13 protein-coding genes are annotated in these 15019 nt (G+C 54.8%); 6 read left to right on the top strand and 7 right to left on the bottom strand.

Going from position 1 to position 15019, the window contains the following annotated elements; all coding sequences use genetic code 11:
• The first annotated feature begins 305 nt into the window (after positions 1–305).
• The 4 genes from acs (at position 306) to LZP96_RS06125 (ending at position 5811) form a co-directional block, all read left to right on the top strand.
• Positions 306–2264 (top strand): acetate--CoA ligase, encoded by a 1959-nt coding sequence (acs, locus tag LZP96_RS06140; RefSeq protein ID WP_064324462.1) that lies wholly within the window; start codon positions 306–308, stop codon positions 2262–2264.
• A 170-nt stretch (positions 2265–2434) separates the two neighbouring features.
• A complete protein-coding gene (locus LZP96_RS06135) occupies positions 2435–2749 on the top strand; it encodes a DUF485 domain-containing protein (protein WP_064324461.1) in 315 nt (104 codons plus the stop codon).
• Positions 2746–4395 (top strand): cation/acetate symporter ActP, encoded by a 1650-nt coding sequence (actP, locus tag LZP96_RS06130; RefSeq protein ID WP_258925740.1) that lies wholly within the window; start codon positions 2746–2748, stop codon positions 4393–4395. Before LZP96_RS06135 ends, actP begins: the two co-directional genes overlap by 4 nt.
• 126 nt (positions 4396–4521) lie before the next feature.
• Entirely contained in the window at positions 4522–5811 is a 1290-nt protein-coding gene (locus tag LZP96_RS06125) for a Gfo/Idh/MocA family protein (RefSeq protein WP_064324459.1), read from the top strand.
• A gap of 16 nt (positions 5812–5827) precedes the next feature.
• On the opposite strand, the gene LZP96_RS06120 is transcribed toward LZP96_RS06125, so the two are convergent.
• Both LZP96_RS06120 and LZP96_RS06115 read right to left on the bottom strand, forming a co-directional pair.
• Positions 5828–6517, bottom strand: coding sequence for an LrgB family protein (locus tag LZP96_RS06120; protein WP_064324458.1), 690 nt, complete (start codon positions 6515–6517; stop codon positions 5828–5830).
• Positions 6510–6920, bottom strand: a complete 411-nt coding sequence (locus LZP96_RS06115) for a CidA/LrgA family protein (protein WP_064324457.1) — start codon at positions 6918–6920, stop codon at positions 6510–6512. The genes LZP96_RS06120 and LZP96_RS06115 overlap by 8 nt, the downstream gene beginning before the upstream one ends.
• A 101-nt stretch (positions 6921–7021) precedes the next feature.
• Here LZP96_RS06115 and LZP96_RS06110 point away from each other — a divergent pair, with 101 nt between their 5' ends.
• Positions 7022–7954 carry a LysR family transcriptional regulator gene (locus LZP96_RS06110; protein WP_064324456.1) on the top strand — a complete coding sequence of 311 codons (933 nt, stop codon included), beginning with the start codon at positions 7022–7024 and terminating at the stop codon, positions 7952–7954.
• On the opposite strand, the gene LZP96_RS06105 is transcribed toward LZP96_RS06110, so the two are convergent.
• The 4 genes from LZP96_RS06105 to soxR form a co-directional block, all read right to left on the bottom strand.
• Complete coding sequence (locus tag LZP96_RS06105) at positions 7951–9594, bottom strand: Na+/H+ antiporter (protein WP_064324455.1); 1644 nt, start codon at positions 9592–9594, stop codon at positions 7951–7953. The genes LZP96_RS06110 and LZP96_RS06105 overlap by 4 nt on opposite strands.
• Positions 9595–9744: 150 nt before the next feature.
• Positions 9745–11094 carry a guanine/hypoxanthine transporter GhxP gene (gene ghxP, locus LZP96_RS06100; RefSeq protein WP_064324454.1) on the bottom strand — a complete coding sequence of 450 codons (1350 nt, stop codon included), beginning with the start codon at positions 11092–11094 and terminating at the stop codon, positions 9745–9747.
• A gap of 296 nt (positions 11095–11390) precedes the next feature.
• Complete coding sequence (locus tag LZP96_RS06095) at positions 11391–12062, bottom strand: glutathione S-transferase family protein (RefSeq protein ID WP_064324453.1); 672 nt, start codon at positions 12060–12062, stop codon at positions 11391–11393.
• A 265-nt stretch (positions 12063–12327) separates the two neighbouring features.
• Positions 12328–12786 carry a redox-sensitive transcriptional activator SoxR gene (soxR, locus tag LZP96_RS06090; protein ID WP_064324452.1) on the bottom strand — a complete coding sequence of 153 codons (459 nt, stop codon included), beginning with the start codon at positions 12784–12786 and terminating at the stop codon, positions 12328–12330.
• Positions 12787–12884: 98 nt separating this feature from the next.
• On the opposite strand from soxR, the gene soxS reads away from it, so the two are divergent.
• Positions 12885–13211, top strand: coding sequence for a superoxide response transcriptional regulator SoxS (gene soxS / locus LZP96_RS06085; protein WP_064324451.1), 327 nt, complete (start codon positions 12885–12887; stop codon positions 13209–13211).
• On the opposite strand, the gene pdeC is transcribed toward soxS, so the two are convergent.
• Entirely contained in the window at positions 13208–14794 is a 1587-nt protein-coding gene (gene pdeC, locus LZP96_RS06080) for a cyclic di-3',5'-guanosine monophosphate phosphodiesterase PdeC (RefSeq protein ID WP_064324450.1), read from the bottom strand. The genes soxS and pdeC overlap by 4 nt on opposite strands.
• Positions 14795–15019 lie beyond the last annotated feature (225 nt).

Genomic DNA, 15019 nt, shown 5'->3' with positions numbered 1-15019 from the left:
GAGTATCATCTGCACGCCCTGCTGCGCAAGCCTTAAAGAACGGGGCTTTTCACTGCAAAAATGAGACAGGACGCTAATTTATGTTACTTGTTATAAATAACCTTTTGTTATAAAAACGCTTTTTTCCAAATAAATGTGAATAATACTCAGGGTAAATTATTTCCCTTCAAAGTTTCAATTGCCTATTTTTCATGCAGTGCAATGAATGCGTGATCTGTCGCCCAAATACTAAACAAAGCCACCAAAGCCCCTACTATTAACGTTTTTGCGACATATTATTAACATTCAAAAGGAGAAAAAAAGCCATGAGCCAAATCCACAAACACGACATTCCCGCAACTATTGCGGACCATTGCCTGATCAATCCGGAGCAGTACCACGAAAAATATCAGCAATCTGTCTCTGAACCAGACGTTTTCTGGGGCGAGCAAGGCCGCATCCTTGACTGGATCACACCGTATCAGAAGGTGAAAAACACCTCCTTTGCGCCGGGCAACGTCTCTATTAAATGGTATGAAGATGGCACGCTGAACCTGGCCGCAAACTGTCTGGACAGGCATCTCGCGGAGCGCGGGAATGAAACGGCCATCATCTGGGAAGGCGATGACGCCTCTCAGAGTAAGCACATCTCCTATAAAGAGTTGCACCGCGACGTGTGCCGCTTTGCTAACGTGCTGCTGGAGCAGGGCGTCCGTAAAGGCGATGTGGTCGCCATCTATATGCCCATGGTGCCGGAAGCGGCCGTCGCTATGCTGGCCTGCGCGCGCATCGGCGCTGTTCACTCGGTGATTTTTGGCGGCTTCTCACCTGAAGCCGTTGCGGGTCGTATTGTCGATTCAAACTCAAAGCTTGTGATCACCGCCGACGAAGGCGTGCGCGCCGGACGCAGCATTCCGTTAAAGAAAAACGTCGATGATGCGCTGAAAAACCCGAACGTAAAAACCATCAGTAACGTTATCGTGCTGAAACGGACCGGCGGCAAGATCGACTGGAACGAAGGCCGCGACCTCTGGTGGAGCGACCTGATTGAGAACGCCAGCGATCGGCATCAGCCGGAAGAGATGAATGCGGAAGATCCGCTCTTTATTCTGTATACCTCTGGCTCAACCGGTAAACCAAAAGGGGTGCTACACACCACCGGCGGTTACCTGGTTTATGCCGCCACCACCTTTAAATATGTCTTCGACTACCATCCAGGCGATATCTACTGGTGCACCGCAGACGTGGGCTGGGTTACCGGACACAGCTATCTGCTGTATGGCCCGCTGGCCTGCGGCGCCACCACTCTGATGTTTGAAGGCGTGCCCAACTGGCCGACGCCAGCCCGCATGAGCCAGGTGGTGGATAAACATCAGGTCAATATTCTTTACACCGCGCCGACGGCGATTCGTGCCCTGATGGCGGAAGGTGACAAGGCGATCGAGGGTACCGACCGCTCTTCCTTACGCATTCTGGGTTCCGTGGGTGAACCCATCAACCCGGAAGCCTGGGAGTGGTACTGGAAAAAGATCGGCAACCAAAAATGTCCGGTCATCGACACCTGGTGGCAGACCGAAACCGGCGGCTTCATGATCACCCCGTTGCCTGGCGCCACTGAGCTGAAGGCCGGGTCGGCAACGCGTCCCTTCTTTGGCGTCCAGCCCGCGCTGGTCGATAACGAAGGCAATGTGCTTGAGGGCGCAACCGAAGGCAATCTGGTGATCACCGACTCGTGGCCTGGTCAGGCGCGTACGCTGTTTGGCGATCATGAACGATTTGAACAGACCTATTTCTCGACCTTCAAGAATATGTATTTTAGCGGCGACGGCGCGCGTCGTGACGAAGACGGCTATTACTGGATCACCGGACGTGTGGATGACGTACTGAACGTTTCCGGTCACCGTCTGGGCACCGCTGAGATTGAATCCGCGCTGGTATCGCATCCGAAGATTGCCGAAGCCGCCGTTGTGGGCATTCCGCACAACATTAAAGGCCAGGCGATCTATGCCTACGTCACGCTGAACCATGGCGAAGAACCCTCACCTGCGCTTTATACCGAGGTACGAAACTGGGTGCGTAAAGAGATCGGCCCGCTTGCCACGCCGGATGTCCTGCACTGGACCGACTCGCTGCCAAAAACCCGTTCAGGCAAAATTATGCGCCGCATCCTGCGCAAAATTGCCGCCGGTGATACCAGCAATCTCGGTGATACCTCGACGCTCGCGGATCCTGGCGTCGTGGACAAACTGCTCGAAGAGAAGCAGTCCATCGCTATGCCATCGTAACGTCACGCTGACCCTCCAGGCAGGAGGGTGTTCCGGATCGTTTTTCCCCTCTCCCCGTGGGAGAGGGCCGGGGTGAGGGCATCAGACCGCACCTCCCCCTTCAACCCACCCTCTCTCACCAGAAAGGGAATAAAAAAACCTAACCCTACAATACCTTTGGAGACTCTGTGATGAATGACACCATTTATCAACGGATAGAAAACAGTGCGCATTTCAGGGAGTTAGTCGAAAAACGGCAACGGTTTGCCTTCACGCTGTCCATCATCATGCTGATTATTTACGTCGGCTTTATTTTGCTTATCGCTTTTGCGCCTCACTGGCTCGGAACGCCGCTGCACGCAGGCACCAGCGTAACCCGGGGCATCCCGATTGGGATTGGCGTTATTGTGATCTCCTTCGTGCTGACGGGCGTCTACGTCTGGCGTGCGAACGGCGAATTTGATCGTCTTAACCGAGAAGTTTTGCGTGAGGTAAAAGCCCAATGAAGCGAGTCCTGACGGCGCTTGCCGCCACACTTCCTTTCGCGGCCAACGCCGCCGATGCGATCACGGGTGCAGTCGAGCGCCAGCCAACAAACTGGCAGGCGATCATCATGTTCCTGATTTTCGTGTTATTGACGCTCTACATTACCTACTGGGCGTCAAAACGCGTACGTTCGCGTAACGATTACTACACCGCTGGCGGCAATATTACCGGCTTCCAGAACGGGCTCGCCATCGCGGGCGACTTTATGTCCGCCGCCTCGTTCCTGGGGATCTCCGCGCTGGTGTACACCTCGGGCTACGACGGACTGATTTACTCCCTTGGCTTCCTGGTCGGCTGGCCCATTATCCTGTTCCTGATCGCCGAGCGCTTACGTAACCTTGGGCGCTACACGTTCGCCGACGTGGCCTCCTATCGTCTGAAGCAGGGGCCGATTCGTACGCTTTCAGCCTGCGGCTCGCTGGTGGTGGTTGCGCTGTATCTTATCGCTCAGATGGTGGGCGCCGGTAAACTGATCCAGCTGCTGTTTGGGCTGAACTACCACATTGCCGTCGTGCTGGTCGGCGTACTGATGGTGATGTACGTGCTGTTTGGCGGCATGCTCGCCACCACCTGGGTGCAGATTATCAAAGCGGTGTTACTGCTGTTCGGCGCCAGCTTTATGGCCTTTATGGTGATGAAGCACGTGGGCTTTAGCTTCAATAACCTGTTCTCAGAGGCAATGGCCGTTCACCCGAAAGGGGAAGCAATCATGAGCCCGGGGGGACTGGTGAAAGATCCGATATCCGCGCTGTCGCTCGGTCTGGGACTGATGTTTGGTACGGCAGGCCTGCCGCACATCCTGATGCGTTTCTTTACCGTGTCGGATGCCCGTGAAGCGCGTAAAAGCGTCTTCTACGCCACCGGCTTTATGGGCTATTTCTACATTCTGACCTTTATCATCGGTTTTGGCGCCATCATGCTGGTCGGCGCGAATCCGGCCTTTAAAGATGCCGCGGGTGCGCTGATTGGCGGCAACAACATGGCCGCCGTTCATCTGGCGGATGCGGTTGGCGGAAACCTGTTCCTCGGCTTTATCTCTGCCGTGGCCTTTGCCACTATCCTGGCCGTGGTCGCTGGCCTGACGCTGGCCGGTGCGTCGGCGGTTTCCCACGATCTGTATGCCAACGTATGGCGTAAAGGGGCGACCGAACGCCAGGAGCTGAGAGTCTCCAAGATCACCGTACTGATCCTGGGCGTGGTGGCGATTCTGCTGGGCATTCTGTTTGAAAATCAGAACATCGCCTTTATGGTCGGTCTGGCCTTCTCCATCGCGGCGAGCTGTAACTTCCCGATCATCCTGCTCTCCATGTACTGGTCAAAACTGACCACCCGTGGCGCGATGATTGGCGGCTGGCTCGGTCTGCTGACGGCGGTCATTCTGATGATTCTGGGTCCGACGATTTGGGTTCAGATCCTCGGCCATGAGAAAGCCATCTTCCCGTATGAATACCCGGCGCTGTTCTCTATTGCCGTGGCGTTCATTGGGATCTGGGTCTTCTCGGCAACCGATAACTCTGCGGAAGGCAAGCTGGAACGCGAGAAGTTCCGCGCACAGTTTATCCGCTCACAAACCGGCATGGGTGTCGAGCAAGATCGCGCGCACTAATCGCTTTTTCTCCCCGGTCATTTTGGCCGGGGATCACATTTTCAGCCCTTCCCTCTGTCCCTCTTTTCCCATCGCGCTACAGTACCCGAACGATATTAAAACACTGTTTTATTACGTGAGGATACCATGAAGCGATATGCCCTTGTTGGAACCGGCGGTCGTGCCGGACTGTATATCTCAGCTATTGGCGGGCAATGGAAAAGCACCGCGCAAATGGTGGCGTTTTGCGACACCAACCAGACCCGGATGCACTACGCGAATCAGCTTTTGCAAAACGAAGGCGCGCCCGCCGTCTCGACCTGGCCGGCAGCGCAGTTCGAAGAGATGATTCGCGAAACGCGTCCCGACATTATCATCGTGACCACAATGGACCGAACCCACGATGAGTACATCGTACGGGCGCTCCATGCAGGCTGTGACGTCATCACCGAAAAGCCAATGACCATCGATGAAGCCCGCGCCCTGCGGATACTCAACGCCATTGAAGAAACGGGACGTCAGGTTCGCGTGGCGTTCAACTACCGCTACGCCCCGCATCACAGCAAAGTGCGGGAACTGCTGATGAACAACGCCATTGGCGAGGTCTACTCCGTGCACTTTGAGTGGCTGTTAAACACCGAACATGGCGCAGACTATTTCCGCCGCTGGCACCGGGAAAAGCGCAACAGCGGCGGGTTACTGGTACATAAATCCACCCATCATTTCGATCTGATGAATTTCTGGCTCAATAGCTATCCCGAGCGGGTATATGCCGAAGGGAGCCTGCGTTTTTACGGTAAAGAGAATGCGGAGCGTCGCGGCGTGACGCAGTTCTATCCGCGTGCGCACGGTTTTGCACAGGCCAAAGAGGATCCGTTTGCCCTGCACATGGCCGACAATCCGCAGCTCAAAGCGCTCTATCTGGATGCCGAGCATGAGGATAACTATTACCGCGATCGGAGCGTGTTCAGCGACGGCATCACCATTGAAGATACGCTCTCCGTGCTGGTGAAATACCAGAATCAGACGCAGTTAAGCTACTCGCTTAATACCTATCTCCCCTGGGAAGGACTGAACGTGGTCTTCAATGGCAGCCGGGGGCGGTTAGAAATGAAGATTGTCGAAAAATCCTACGTCAATGCAGGCGGGGAGCGCGAGAACGAAGGAAGCCTGGAATCCTGTGACATCACCGTTTTCCCGATGTTTGACGCGCCGTGGAAAGCCGAGTTTTCGCTGGGTGAAGGGGGGCACGGTGGCGGTGATAACGCCATGCTGGCCGACTTGTTCGGCGAGCCGGGAGACGATCCCCTGAAACGTGCCGCCGACCATCGCGCCGGGGCGATGTCGATTTTGACCGGTATCGCCGGAAATATCTCGATGCAGCAGCAGCGCCCGGTCAACTTTAAGGAGTTTGAACTGGTCGCCCGGCTGAAATAACAGGTTGCGCCACGGGTCAGAAGAGTAAGCGGGCCACCAGTGGCGCAATCAGCACCATGACGACACCAGACAGCATCATCACGAGGCTGGCAATCACCCCTTCCCGGGGGCCGATTTCATAGGAGCGCGCCGTTCCGGCACCGTGGGAGGCCGCGCCAAAGCCGGCCCCTTTTGCCATTCCTTCGCGAATGGCGAGCCGCAGGAACAGCACATCGCCGACCGCCATCCCAAACACGCCGGTAACCACCACAAACAGCGCCACCAGATCCGGCTGCCCACCCAGCGGTTTCGCCGCGGCCAGCGCAAAGGGCGTGGTGACGGACCGCACCGCCAGGCTGCGCTGAATCTCATCGGATAGCGTGAACAAGCGGGCCAGCCAGACGGAGCTGCACACCGCCACCACCGTGGCGGTTATAACGCCTGCGCTCAGCGACATCCAGTGCCGTTTGATGATTGCCAGGTTGTCGTATACCGGGACGGCAAAGGCAATGGTCGCCGGCCCTAAAAGCCACAGCAGCCAGTGTGATTCGCCGATGTAACTCTGCCAGGAGATATGCCCAAACACCAGCATCAAAACCAGTAACAGGGGGGTGAACACCAGCGGCATAAAGGGCAGGCGGTGAAAACGCTTATAGAGCCGTTTATTGGCAAAATAGACCACCAGAGTCGCCACAAGACAGAGGACGCTTAAGCGAAAATCAGTCATGATTCTGCCTGCTGATTTCATAGCGGTAGACTTTGTCCACCACCCAGGCGGTCGCCCCGAGGACCATCAGCGTACTCAGGCCAATCACCGCGAAGATACGCCAGCCGTCAACCATCAGCAGCTGGGTGTAATTCACCACCGCCACCACCGCCGGCACGAAGAACAGCAGCATTTCCGCCAGAAGCCAGCGCGCCCCTGCCCTCACCCAGCTTAGCGGAAGGATGCGACACAGAATAAGCGTCAGCATCAACACCATGCCGACCAGATTTGCCGGGAGCGGCAAATGCAGCCAGGTCACAAGATACTGCGCAAAAACGAAAAGAGCTGCATAAAGCAGGACCTGAACCGGCACCTGAAGTCGTTGCACTACGGCAGGCGTAATCCGATGTAACGCCACAGCCATGGGCGATTTCCTCGAAATGAGACGAGGCGCCAGTATAGAGAGCGTACGTTATAGACAGAAATGAATTAAAATCATCAAAGGTATAGTTCCGGGGAATAATTATGGACATCAGAACGCTGCGTTACTTTGTCGAAGTGGTGCGCCAGCAGAGTTTTACTCGCGCAGCGGAGAAGCTCTTTGTTACCCAACCCACCATCAGCAAGATGTTGAAAAACCTCGAGGATGAACTGAACTGTACCTTACTCATTCGCGACGGACGTAAATTGCTGCTCACCGACACCGGCCGCGTGGTATTCGAACGCGGCCTGGCGATTCTGGCCGAATTTCGCCAGCTTGAAGCGGAGCTGAGCGATATAAACCATCTGAATAAAGGTCTGTTGCGCCTGGGTATCCCCCCCATGGTCGGCATGATGATGGCAGGCCCCATCAGCCTGTATCGTCAGCGCTACCCGGGCGTGGAGTTAAAAATCGCTGAATTTGGCGGTTTGACCGTTCAGCAGGCGGTCATTAATGGCGAACTGGATCTGGCGATGACGGCCCTGCCCGTCGAAGAGGACAGCGGTCTGGCCACCCTGCCGCTATTCAGCCATCCGCTGTGCGTGCTGGTGCCGCGCTCAGGCCAGTGGGTCCATATCGACACCGTGAAGCCTGAACTGCTCGCGGAGCATCCCTTGCTGATCTACAACGAGGATTTTGCGCTCAGCCGCCAGCTGATGCAGCTTTTTAACCAGCATGGCGTAAAACCGCGCATCGCGGTGCGCAGCGGTCAGTGGGATTTTCTGGCGGCAATGGTCCAGGCAGGTGTGGGCATTGCCATTCTGCCGCAGCCCATCTGCGAACGTCTGGATAAAAACACCCTGCGCTGGATCCCGCTTGAAAGCGATTTGCACTGGCAGTTGGGGATGATCTGGCGGGAGGGCGTGTATCTGTCGCACAGCGCCCAGGCGTGGCTGAAATGCTGCGAGGGGTTTTGGGTTCCCCCCTCAGACCAACCCTCTCCCGCAGGAGAGGGGTTGAACGACAACAGGCATTAACTCTCGACTAACAGCGCTTCCAGCAAATCCAGATCGTGGAGCAATTTCTGCAACGTCTCATTGCTGATCTCGCGGGTGGCGCGCAGATGATAAAGCTCGGCACGTTCAGAACGCAGCGCCGCCAGACGGAATCGGCGTTCCAGGTTCTCTTCCTGCATCGAACTTTCGGCATCATTACGCCCGTCCGCCCGGCGGCGCAAATTCCCGATAACCCGCGAACTCACCTCTTTCAGCAGCTGATTATCAATGTTCTCTTCGGTATCCGCAGCCAGTCGCTCTTCCATTTTCTCGATTGCTACAATGGCCACTTCTGCCGTTGCCGCACGCGCAATGCGCTCCTCTTTGTGCTGTTGCGAGTGGTCAGCCACTTCCAGATGTTGCAGCAATATGGGCAGCATCACCACGCCAACAAACAGGGAGAACAGAATCACCCCCGCCGCCAGGAAGACCAGCTCGTAACGGGCAGGGAAGACATCGCCCGTGGGCAGCAACAGCGGAATGGAGAGCACACCGGCCAGCGTAATCGCCCCGCGCACCCCGGCGAAAGAGGCAATCAACAGCTCACGCGTGGTCCAGGAACCGAACTCCATTGGCTTTTTGGTCAGGAAGCGCACGCTGAATCTCTTCATCGTCCAGAGCCAGCCAAATCTCACCAGCATCAGCGCCATATAGATGAGTACGATGTCGGTAAACAGCATCCAGGTTTCCACATTCGGATCGGCCTCGGCGGCCACCAGCGAGGACTCCAGAATACCCGGCAGTTGCAGGCCTAACAGCAGGAAGACCATGCCGTTAAACACAAACTCCAGCATCGCCCAGGTGCTGTTGGCACGCAGACGCATCGCCAGCGGCGCACGGCGCATCACGCCGGCACGGGTGATGGTCATCCCTGCCGCCACCGCCGCCAGAATGCCCGATACGCCAATATGTTCGGCAATAAGGTAAGACGCGAACGGCAGCAGGAACAGCAAAACGATCTGCGTCGCGGGTTCATCACCGCCCCAGCGGCTGAGGAAGCCCAGCGACCGGCCGTAGAGCCAGCTCACCACGAAACCGGCCAGAATCCCGCCAATCGCGACCTTAAAGAATTCAACCGTTGCACCGCCCACGGTAAAGACCATGGTGCCCATGGCCACAGCGACGGCGAACTTCAGGGCAACCAGGCCAGAGGCGTCATTCATCAGCGCCTCACCTTGTAAAATGCCCATGATTTTTTTCGGGATGCGCCCTTCCCCCACGATGCCGGAAAGCGCCACGGCATCCGTGGGCGACAGCACGGCAGCAAGCGCAAAGGCAGGAATCAACGGAATGCCCGGTACGGCCCAGTAGATCAGGAAACCAATGCCGACCACGGTGACCACGACCAGGGCCAGCGCCAGACCTAATATCTCGCGCCCGTGCTCCAGGAATTCACGCGTCGGGGTTTTCCAGCCGTCGGCAAACAGCAGCGGCGGGATGAACAACACCAGGAACAGCTCGGGATCGAACTCTACGTGTAGCCCAAACGTCGGCCATGCCAACAGTGCGCCAATCGCGATTTGCATTAGCGGAAGAGGTAACTGGAAGGGCAGTACGCGGGTGACTACCCCAGAAAGTGAGACCACAAGGGTCATGATGAGAATGGTGAAGAAGATTTCCATGCGTTCCCTGTTTGCGTGTTTCTGAATGACTAAAACATAAAGCGTCGTACTCCTGTTTTACTGCATTCAGATTAACGCAAAAGACAACGCCTGTGCGCCGAAAATAAAAATGGGCGGCCCGAGCCACCCATTTTCGCAGGAAATGCCAAATCAGATGGCCCAACCGCCCGCATAAAACGCGACAAGCGCAATGGCAATCACTACCGTGCCCACGTTCAGTTTGCGCCACTCACCTGAGACCAGACGACCAATCACCAGCGAGGCAAAGCCAATCATAATACCGGTGACGATGTTGCAGGTCAGAACAATAAAGACCGCCGTGATCAGGCCCGACATCGCATCCACGAAGTCAGCAAAGTCGATTTTGGCCACGTTGCTCAGCATCAGCAGACCAACGTACATCAGCGCAGGCGCCGTCGCGTAAACCGGCACCAGATAAGAGAGCGGAGAAAGGAACAGGATCAGCAGGAATAACACGCCGACGGTAATGGCCGTCAGACCGGTTTTACCGCCTGCCGCCGTACCTGCCGCAGACTCAATGTACACCGCCGCAGGCGCCGCACCGACCAGGCCTGAGAACACGCTGCTCAGGGAGTCAGTGGTCAGCGCTTTGCCGCCATCGATGATTTGCCCGTCTTTATCCAGCAGATTCGCCTGACCCGCGACGGCGCGAATGGTGCCTGTCGCATCAAAGACCGCGGTCATCACCAGCGCCAGCACGCTTGGCAACACCAGAGGATTTAACGCCCCCATGATATCGAGGCTGCCAATCAGGGAGTTGCCTTTATCATCGCTCAGCGACGGCATGGCAAAGAGACCGGAAAAATGCACGGAGGGATCAAAAATCAGGCCGACAATAGAGATACCAATGATGGTAAAGAGAATGCCACCCGGTACTTTCAGCTTTTCCAGACCGATAATCACCGCCAGACCAATCAGCGACATAATCACCGGGAAGCTGGCGAAATGCCCCATGGTTACCGGCAGGCCATCCAGCGGGTTCTTAATGACCAGACCCACGCCGTTGGCTGCAATCAACAGCAGGAAAAGACCAATACCGATACCCGTACCATGCGCGACACCCTGTGGGAGGTTGCGCAAAATCCAGCTACGAATACCCGTCGCTGAAATCACCGTGAACAGAACGCCCATCAGGAAGACGGCGCCGAGCGCAACGGGGACGCTGATTTGCTGACCCAGTACCAGGCTGAACGCGGTAAAGGCCGTCAGCGAGATGGCGCAACCAATCGCCAGCGGCAGGTTCGCCCACAGGCCCATGACGATGGACCCAACGCCCGCAACCAGACAGGTGGCGACGAACACGGCGGAAGGCGGGAAGCCCGCTTTACCCAGCATACCCGGCACAACAATGACCGAGTACACCATGGCAAGAAACGTGGTTAAACCGGCAACCACTTCCTGGCGCACGGTGCTGCCGCGAGCAGAAATTTTAAACATGGCGTCGAGTGAACCGCCGGTACGCGCAGATGGCGTAGACATAGAAAACATCCCCTGAGAGTTTTTATCATTCGTCGTAAGCGTGGTGGACACTCCACTGCCAGCGAAACGTCAAATCCTTGTGCTGCGTTTGCGACGAAAGGGGCGTCACAAAAAAAGCAAACGTTTAGCTCCGCGCTTACAAAACGGGTGGTCAAATTAAGGCAAACGATTATCTAGCGTATACCACGCCCTTTTCAACTTAACTTTGCCCTTTTTCCCTAAAATACCCTTATGACGATGAAGAAATAACCAGAGGATGCGCAAACGTTATCGTCGCTGCGCAATTTGATAACATTTTACGCTTCGCCAGGGAGATCGAACGGACCGCCTTGCTGAATCGCTCTTTGCCATGCGGGACGCATTTCGACTTTTTTCTTCCAGGCCTGCGTATGGGGAAGGTTGTCGATCCCCCCTCGCGCGAGCAGCGCAAAGATCGGGAAACTCATCTGAATATCCGCCATGCTCAGGAGATCGCCCGCAAACCAGCTGTTCTCACTGAGATGAGCTTCAATAAACCGGGCGTGTGTTTCCAGCTGCGGATTGAGCCAGGCCTTTTGCACCCCTTTCCCCAGCCCTTTTCCCAGCGTTCGCAGACCAAAAGGCACCGGCGGTTTGCCTAAACTATTGAAAACCAGCTTCATCAGCAGAATGGGCATCAGCGAACCTTCTGCATAGTGCAGCCAGAAACGGTACTGCAGTTTCTGTTCAGGCGACTGCGGCTTAAGCTGCGAGGTCAAATCGTAGGTCTCCTGCAGGTATTCCAGAATCGCGCCCGATTCCGCCACGATCAGACCGTTGTCTTCCACGACCGGCGATTTACCTAACGGGTGAACTTTCTTCAGGGATGGCGGCGCCATCATGGTTTTTTCCCGCTGGTAGCGGACAATTTGATAGGGCAGAGCAAGCTCTTCGACTGCCCATATCACGCGCTGTGAGCGAGACTGATTAAGATGGTGAACCGTTAGCATGGTTTTCTCCCGTTATGCATACCTGTTAACTATAGAAAATCGAACAAGATGACGAAAAAATTTTGCCGATATTTCGTCGCTGACGACTGGCAAAGAGGCGGGTATTGCATAGAATTAAAGTGTCAGCACAAACCGGAACCTCCTTAACAGCTCGACACGAGGGGTGCTGATGTCGGGGGAAACCCTCCTGTGAACCAGCGGGATAGAGCGAAAGACAAAAGACCGGGAATAAACTAAAGCGCCCTCCTGTGGCGCTTTAGTTTTTTTAGTCGTCCTCCAGCAGGCGAGCCCCGGTGCCTTGTTGACCCAGCGTGTCGCCGGGGTTGCGCAAAGGGCAGTCGCTACGAGAAAGGCAACCGCAGCCGATGCATCCGTCCAGTTCATCACGCAGGGCCACCAGCGTATGAATGCGCCTGTCCAGTTCAACCCGCCATTGCGATGAAAGCTGCTTCCACTCTTTTGCGCTAAGCGTGTGGCCTTCCGGCAGGACGCCTAACGCATCGCCGATGGTCGAAAGCGGAATACCGATGCGTTGCGCAATCTTAATAATCGCCACATAGCGCAGCACATCACGGGTATAGCGGCGCTGGTTGCCCGCGTTACGGATGCTCTTAATCAGCCCTTTGCTCTCATAAAAATGGAGCGCCGACACTGCCACCCCGCTTCGTTTAGCGACTTCGCCGGGGGTTAACAGCGCTTTGATTCGCGGCAATCTCTTTTCCATAAAACCTCTTTACCTCAAGTTAACTTGAGGAATTATACTCCCCCGCAGAGAAAACGACGAATCAACTAAGCGAGTTGTATCTGGAGAGGGGCAACCTTATGTCGCATCAGCAAATTATTCAGACACTGATTGAATGGATTGATGAACATATCGACCAACCACTAAGCATCGACACCGTCGCGAAGAAGTCGGGCTATTCGAAGTGGTACCTGCAGAGAATGTTCCGCACGGTCATGCATCAAACATTGGGTGAGTATATTCGCCAGCGGAGATTATTACTGGCGGCGCAGGCTTTGCGCACCACGAAGCGGCCGATTTTTGATATCGCCATGGATCTGGGTTACGTTTCGCAGCAAACCTTTTCACGCGTGTTTCGCCGTGAATTTGATCGCACCCCAAGCGATTATCGCCATCAGCTGCATTAAGTGAGCTGCGGTACGCCCTTTTCGTCAGGCTGCTGCTGCCAGGTCATAAATTCCTGGGGCGGCATCGCTTTGGCAAAGTGCCAACCCTGACAATACTGCACACCGCGTTTCAGCAACCACGTCACCTGCTCTGCGGTTTCTACCCCTTCCGCGATGGTTTTCAGGCGCAAGCTCTGCGCCATTTCAATAATATGTTCGGCGATCAGATGGCTGGTGCTGTTGGTGGCCAGAGTATCGATAAAGGATTTATCAATTTTCAGGATATCGACGTTCAGCGAATACAGGTTGTGCAGATTAGAATAGCCAGTGCCGAAGTCATCAATAGCGACTTCGTAACCTGCCTGACGGAAGGCCTGAATAACCGGTGTCGTTTTAGGGACATCGATAAACCCGCGCTCCGTCACCTCTATTTTAATTTGCTGCGCGCGCACCGAATAGTGCTGCGCTTTCTGTGAGATAAGCGCAATCAGTCGCGAAGAGTGAAAATCGGATGCCGACAGGTTTATCGATATATAGAGATGGGGATGACTGCCGAGGAATTCGCCGAGATCGTTGAACACCTCTTCCACCACATAATCGGTGATACGTTCAATCATACCCTCTTTTTCTGCGAGGGGAATAAACTCGGCGGGACTCATTACCGGGCCATTAAACCCCGGCCAGCGAAGCAGCGCTTCAGCGCCAACGCACTGATTGTTCTTAATATCGATAATGGGCTGATAGTGAACGCACAGCTGACGCTTATTTAATGCCCGATGTAATAAACGCCCCGGGGAATAGAATTCCCGATGCGTTCGTGACCAGACCAGCAATATAAGCATGCTGCAAATCATGCCCAGCGGTAACGTCAGCGTTGCCTGGTGATAGAGAATTTCGTAGAAACGCGTATTAGATGTCGATACGATGGCCGCAATAGGCCGTTTTGTCGACGTCACGATAGTGTAAAAGCGCCCCGCCTTCTGGAATGACTGAGCATCCCCTCCCACCATCGTATGTAATGACGAAACGTTCGCATGTGGGCTGAGTGAGAAGAAGGCGTTGGTGACCGTGTCATATACGCCCCACACCAGCGCGTGGTCGGTGGACATAACCTCACTCCATGAGAGCGGGTTAACCACTACGACATAATTCTGCCGCTGTATATATGTCATTTTATATCCCGCAAAGAACGGCGTGTCGCGGAAATAATAGATAGAGACATCAGGGTTGCGTTTGTAATTTGCGGTAGGGATAACATAAGGCTGGTCGGGCGTGGTAACCGTTGAGCAAAGAAATTGCTGACCTTGGGCGTAAATTAAATCGGCAACATACAAACGACCACGAACGACGTTCAACATATATTGTCGATGCTCGGGTGTACACAATTCACCCTGATATTTTTCGGCAGCATCTCGGGCTAAATCAACTTGCTCTATTACCAGCTCAGTTTTATCTAAAGCGAGTTGAGCGAACGTGCGTAGCTGGCTACTTGTTTCTGTGACGGCTCTGAGCTGGGCAAACCATAGCGCAAGCATCACCGGCAGTAAAACTACCATGATGATCCCTACTACCCTTAGCATCTTGCGCCGAGCGCTACGATTCATTTCCGCCTAATATCCCTGCATTTTGTGTGCCTGTAGTAACGAAGGCTGGATGCTTTGATAAACAGGTGATTACGTTGCATGAATCATGCGAAGTTAGCAACTGACTTTTAGTATTAAAATTCCTGTAAATGCTTATGACGATATTATTTGTCCGTAAGCTAAACTAAAAGTGTGCGTACCGTTTTAATTAAGGAAAATATTTATCCAGGCTTCCCTGTGCGTTTT

The organism is Huaxiibacter chinensis, from assembly GCF_022171985.1.
GTDB lineage: Bacteria > Pseudomonadota > Gammaproteobacteria > Enterobacterales > Enterobacteriaceae > Enterobacter > Enterobacter chinensis_A.
This window is presented reverse-complemented; position numbering and strand designations above follow the sequence as displayed.

Excerpts from the sequence above, each read along its gene's own strand:
- soxS (WP_064324451.1), top strand. The coding sequence starts at position 12,885 with ATGTCGCATCAGCAAATTATTCAGACACTGATTGAATGGATTGATGAA.
- LZP96_RS06135 (WP_064324461.1), top strand. The coding sequence starts at position 2,435 with ATGAATGACACCATTTATCAACGGATAGAAAACAGTGCGCATTTCAGG.
- soxR (WP_064324452.1), bottom strand. The coding sequence starts at position 12,786 with ATGGAAAAGAGATTGCCGCGAATCAAAGCGCTGTTAACCCCCGGCGAA.
- LZP96_RS06115 (WP_064324457.1), bottom strand. The coding sequence starts at position 6,920 with ATGGCTGTGGCGTTACATCGGATTACGCCTGCCGTAGTGCAACGACTT.
- LZP96_RS06120 (WP_064324458.1), bottom strand. The coding sequence starts at position 6,517 with ATGACTGATTTTCGCTTAAGCGTCCTCTGTCTTGTGGCGACTCTGGTG.
- ghxP (WP_064324454.1), bottom strand. The coding sequence starts at position 11,094 with ATGTCTACGCCATCTGCGCGTACCGGCGGTTCACTCGACGCCATGTTT.
- LZP96_RS06105 (WP_064324455.1), bottom strand. The coding sequence starts at position 9,594 with ATGGAAATCTTCTTCACCATTCTCATCATGACCCTTGTGGTCTCACTT.
- LZP96_RS06125 (WP_064324459.1), top strand. The coding sequence starts at position 4,522 with ATGAAGCGATATGCCCTTGTTGGAACCGGCGGTCGTGCCGGACTGTAT.
- pdeC (WP_064324450.1), bottom strand. The coding sequence starts at position 14,794 with ATGAATCGTAGCGCTCGGCGCAAGATGCTAAGGGTAGTAGGGATCATC.
- actP (WP_258925740.1), top strand. The coding sequence starts at position 2,746 with ATGAAGCGAGTCCTGACGGCGCTTGCCGCCACACTTCCTTTCGCGGCC.
- acs (WP_064324462.1), top strand. The coding sequence starts at position 306 with ATGAGCCAAATCCACAAACACGACATTCCCGCAACTATTGCGGACCAT.
- LZP96_RS06110 (WP_064324456.1), top strand. The coding sequence starts at position 7,022 with ATGGACATCAGAACGCTGCGTTACTTTGTCGAAGTGGTGCGCCAGCAG.
- LZP96_RS06095 (WP_064324453.1), bottom strand. The coding sequence starts at position 12,062 with ATGCTAACGGTTCACCATCTTAATCAGTCTCGCTCACAGCGCGTGATA.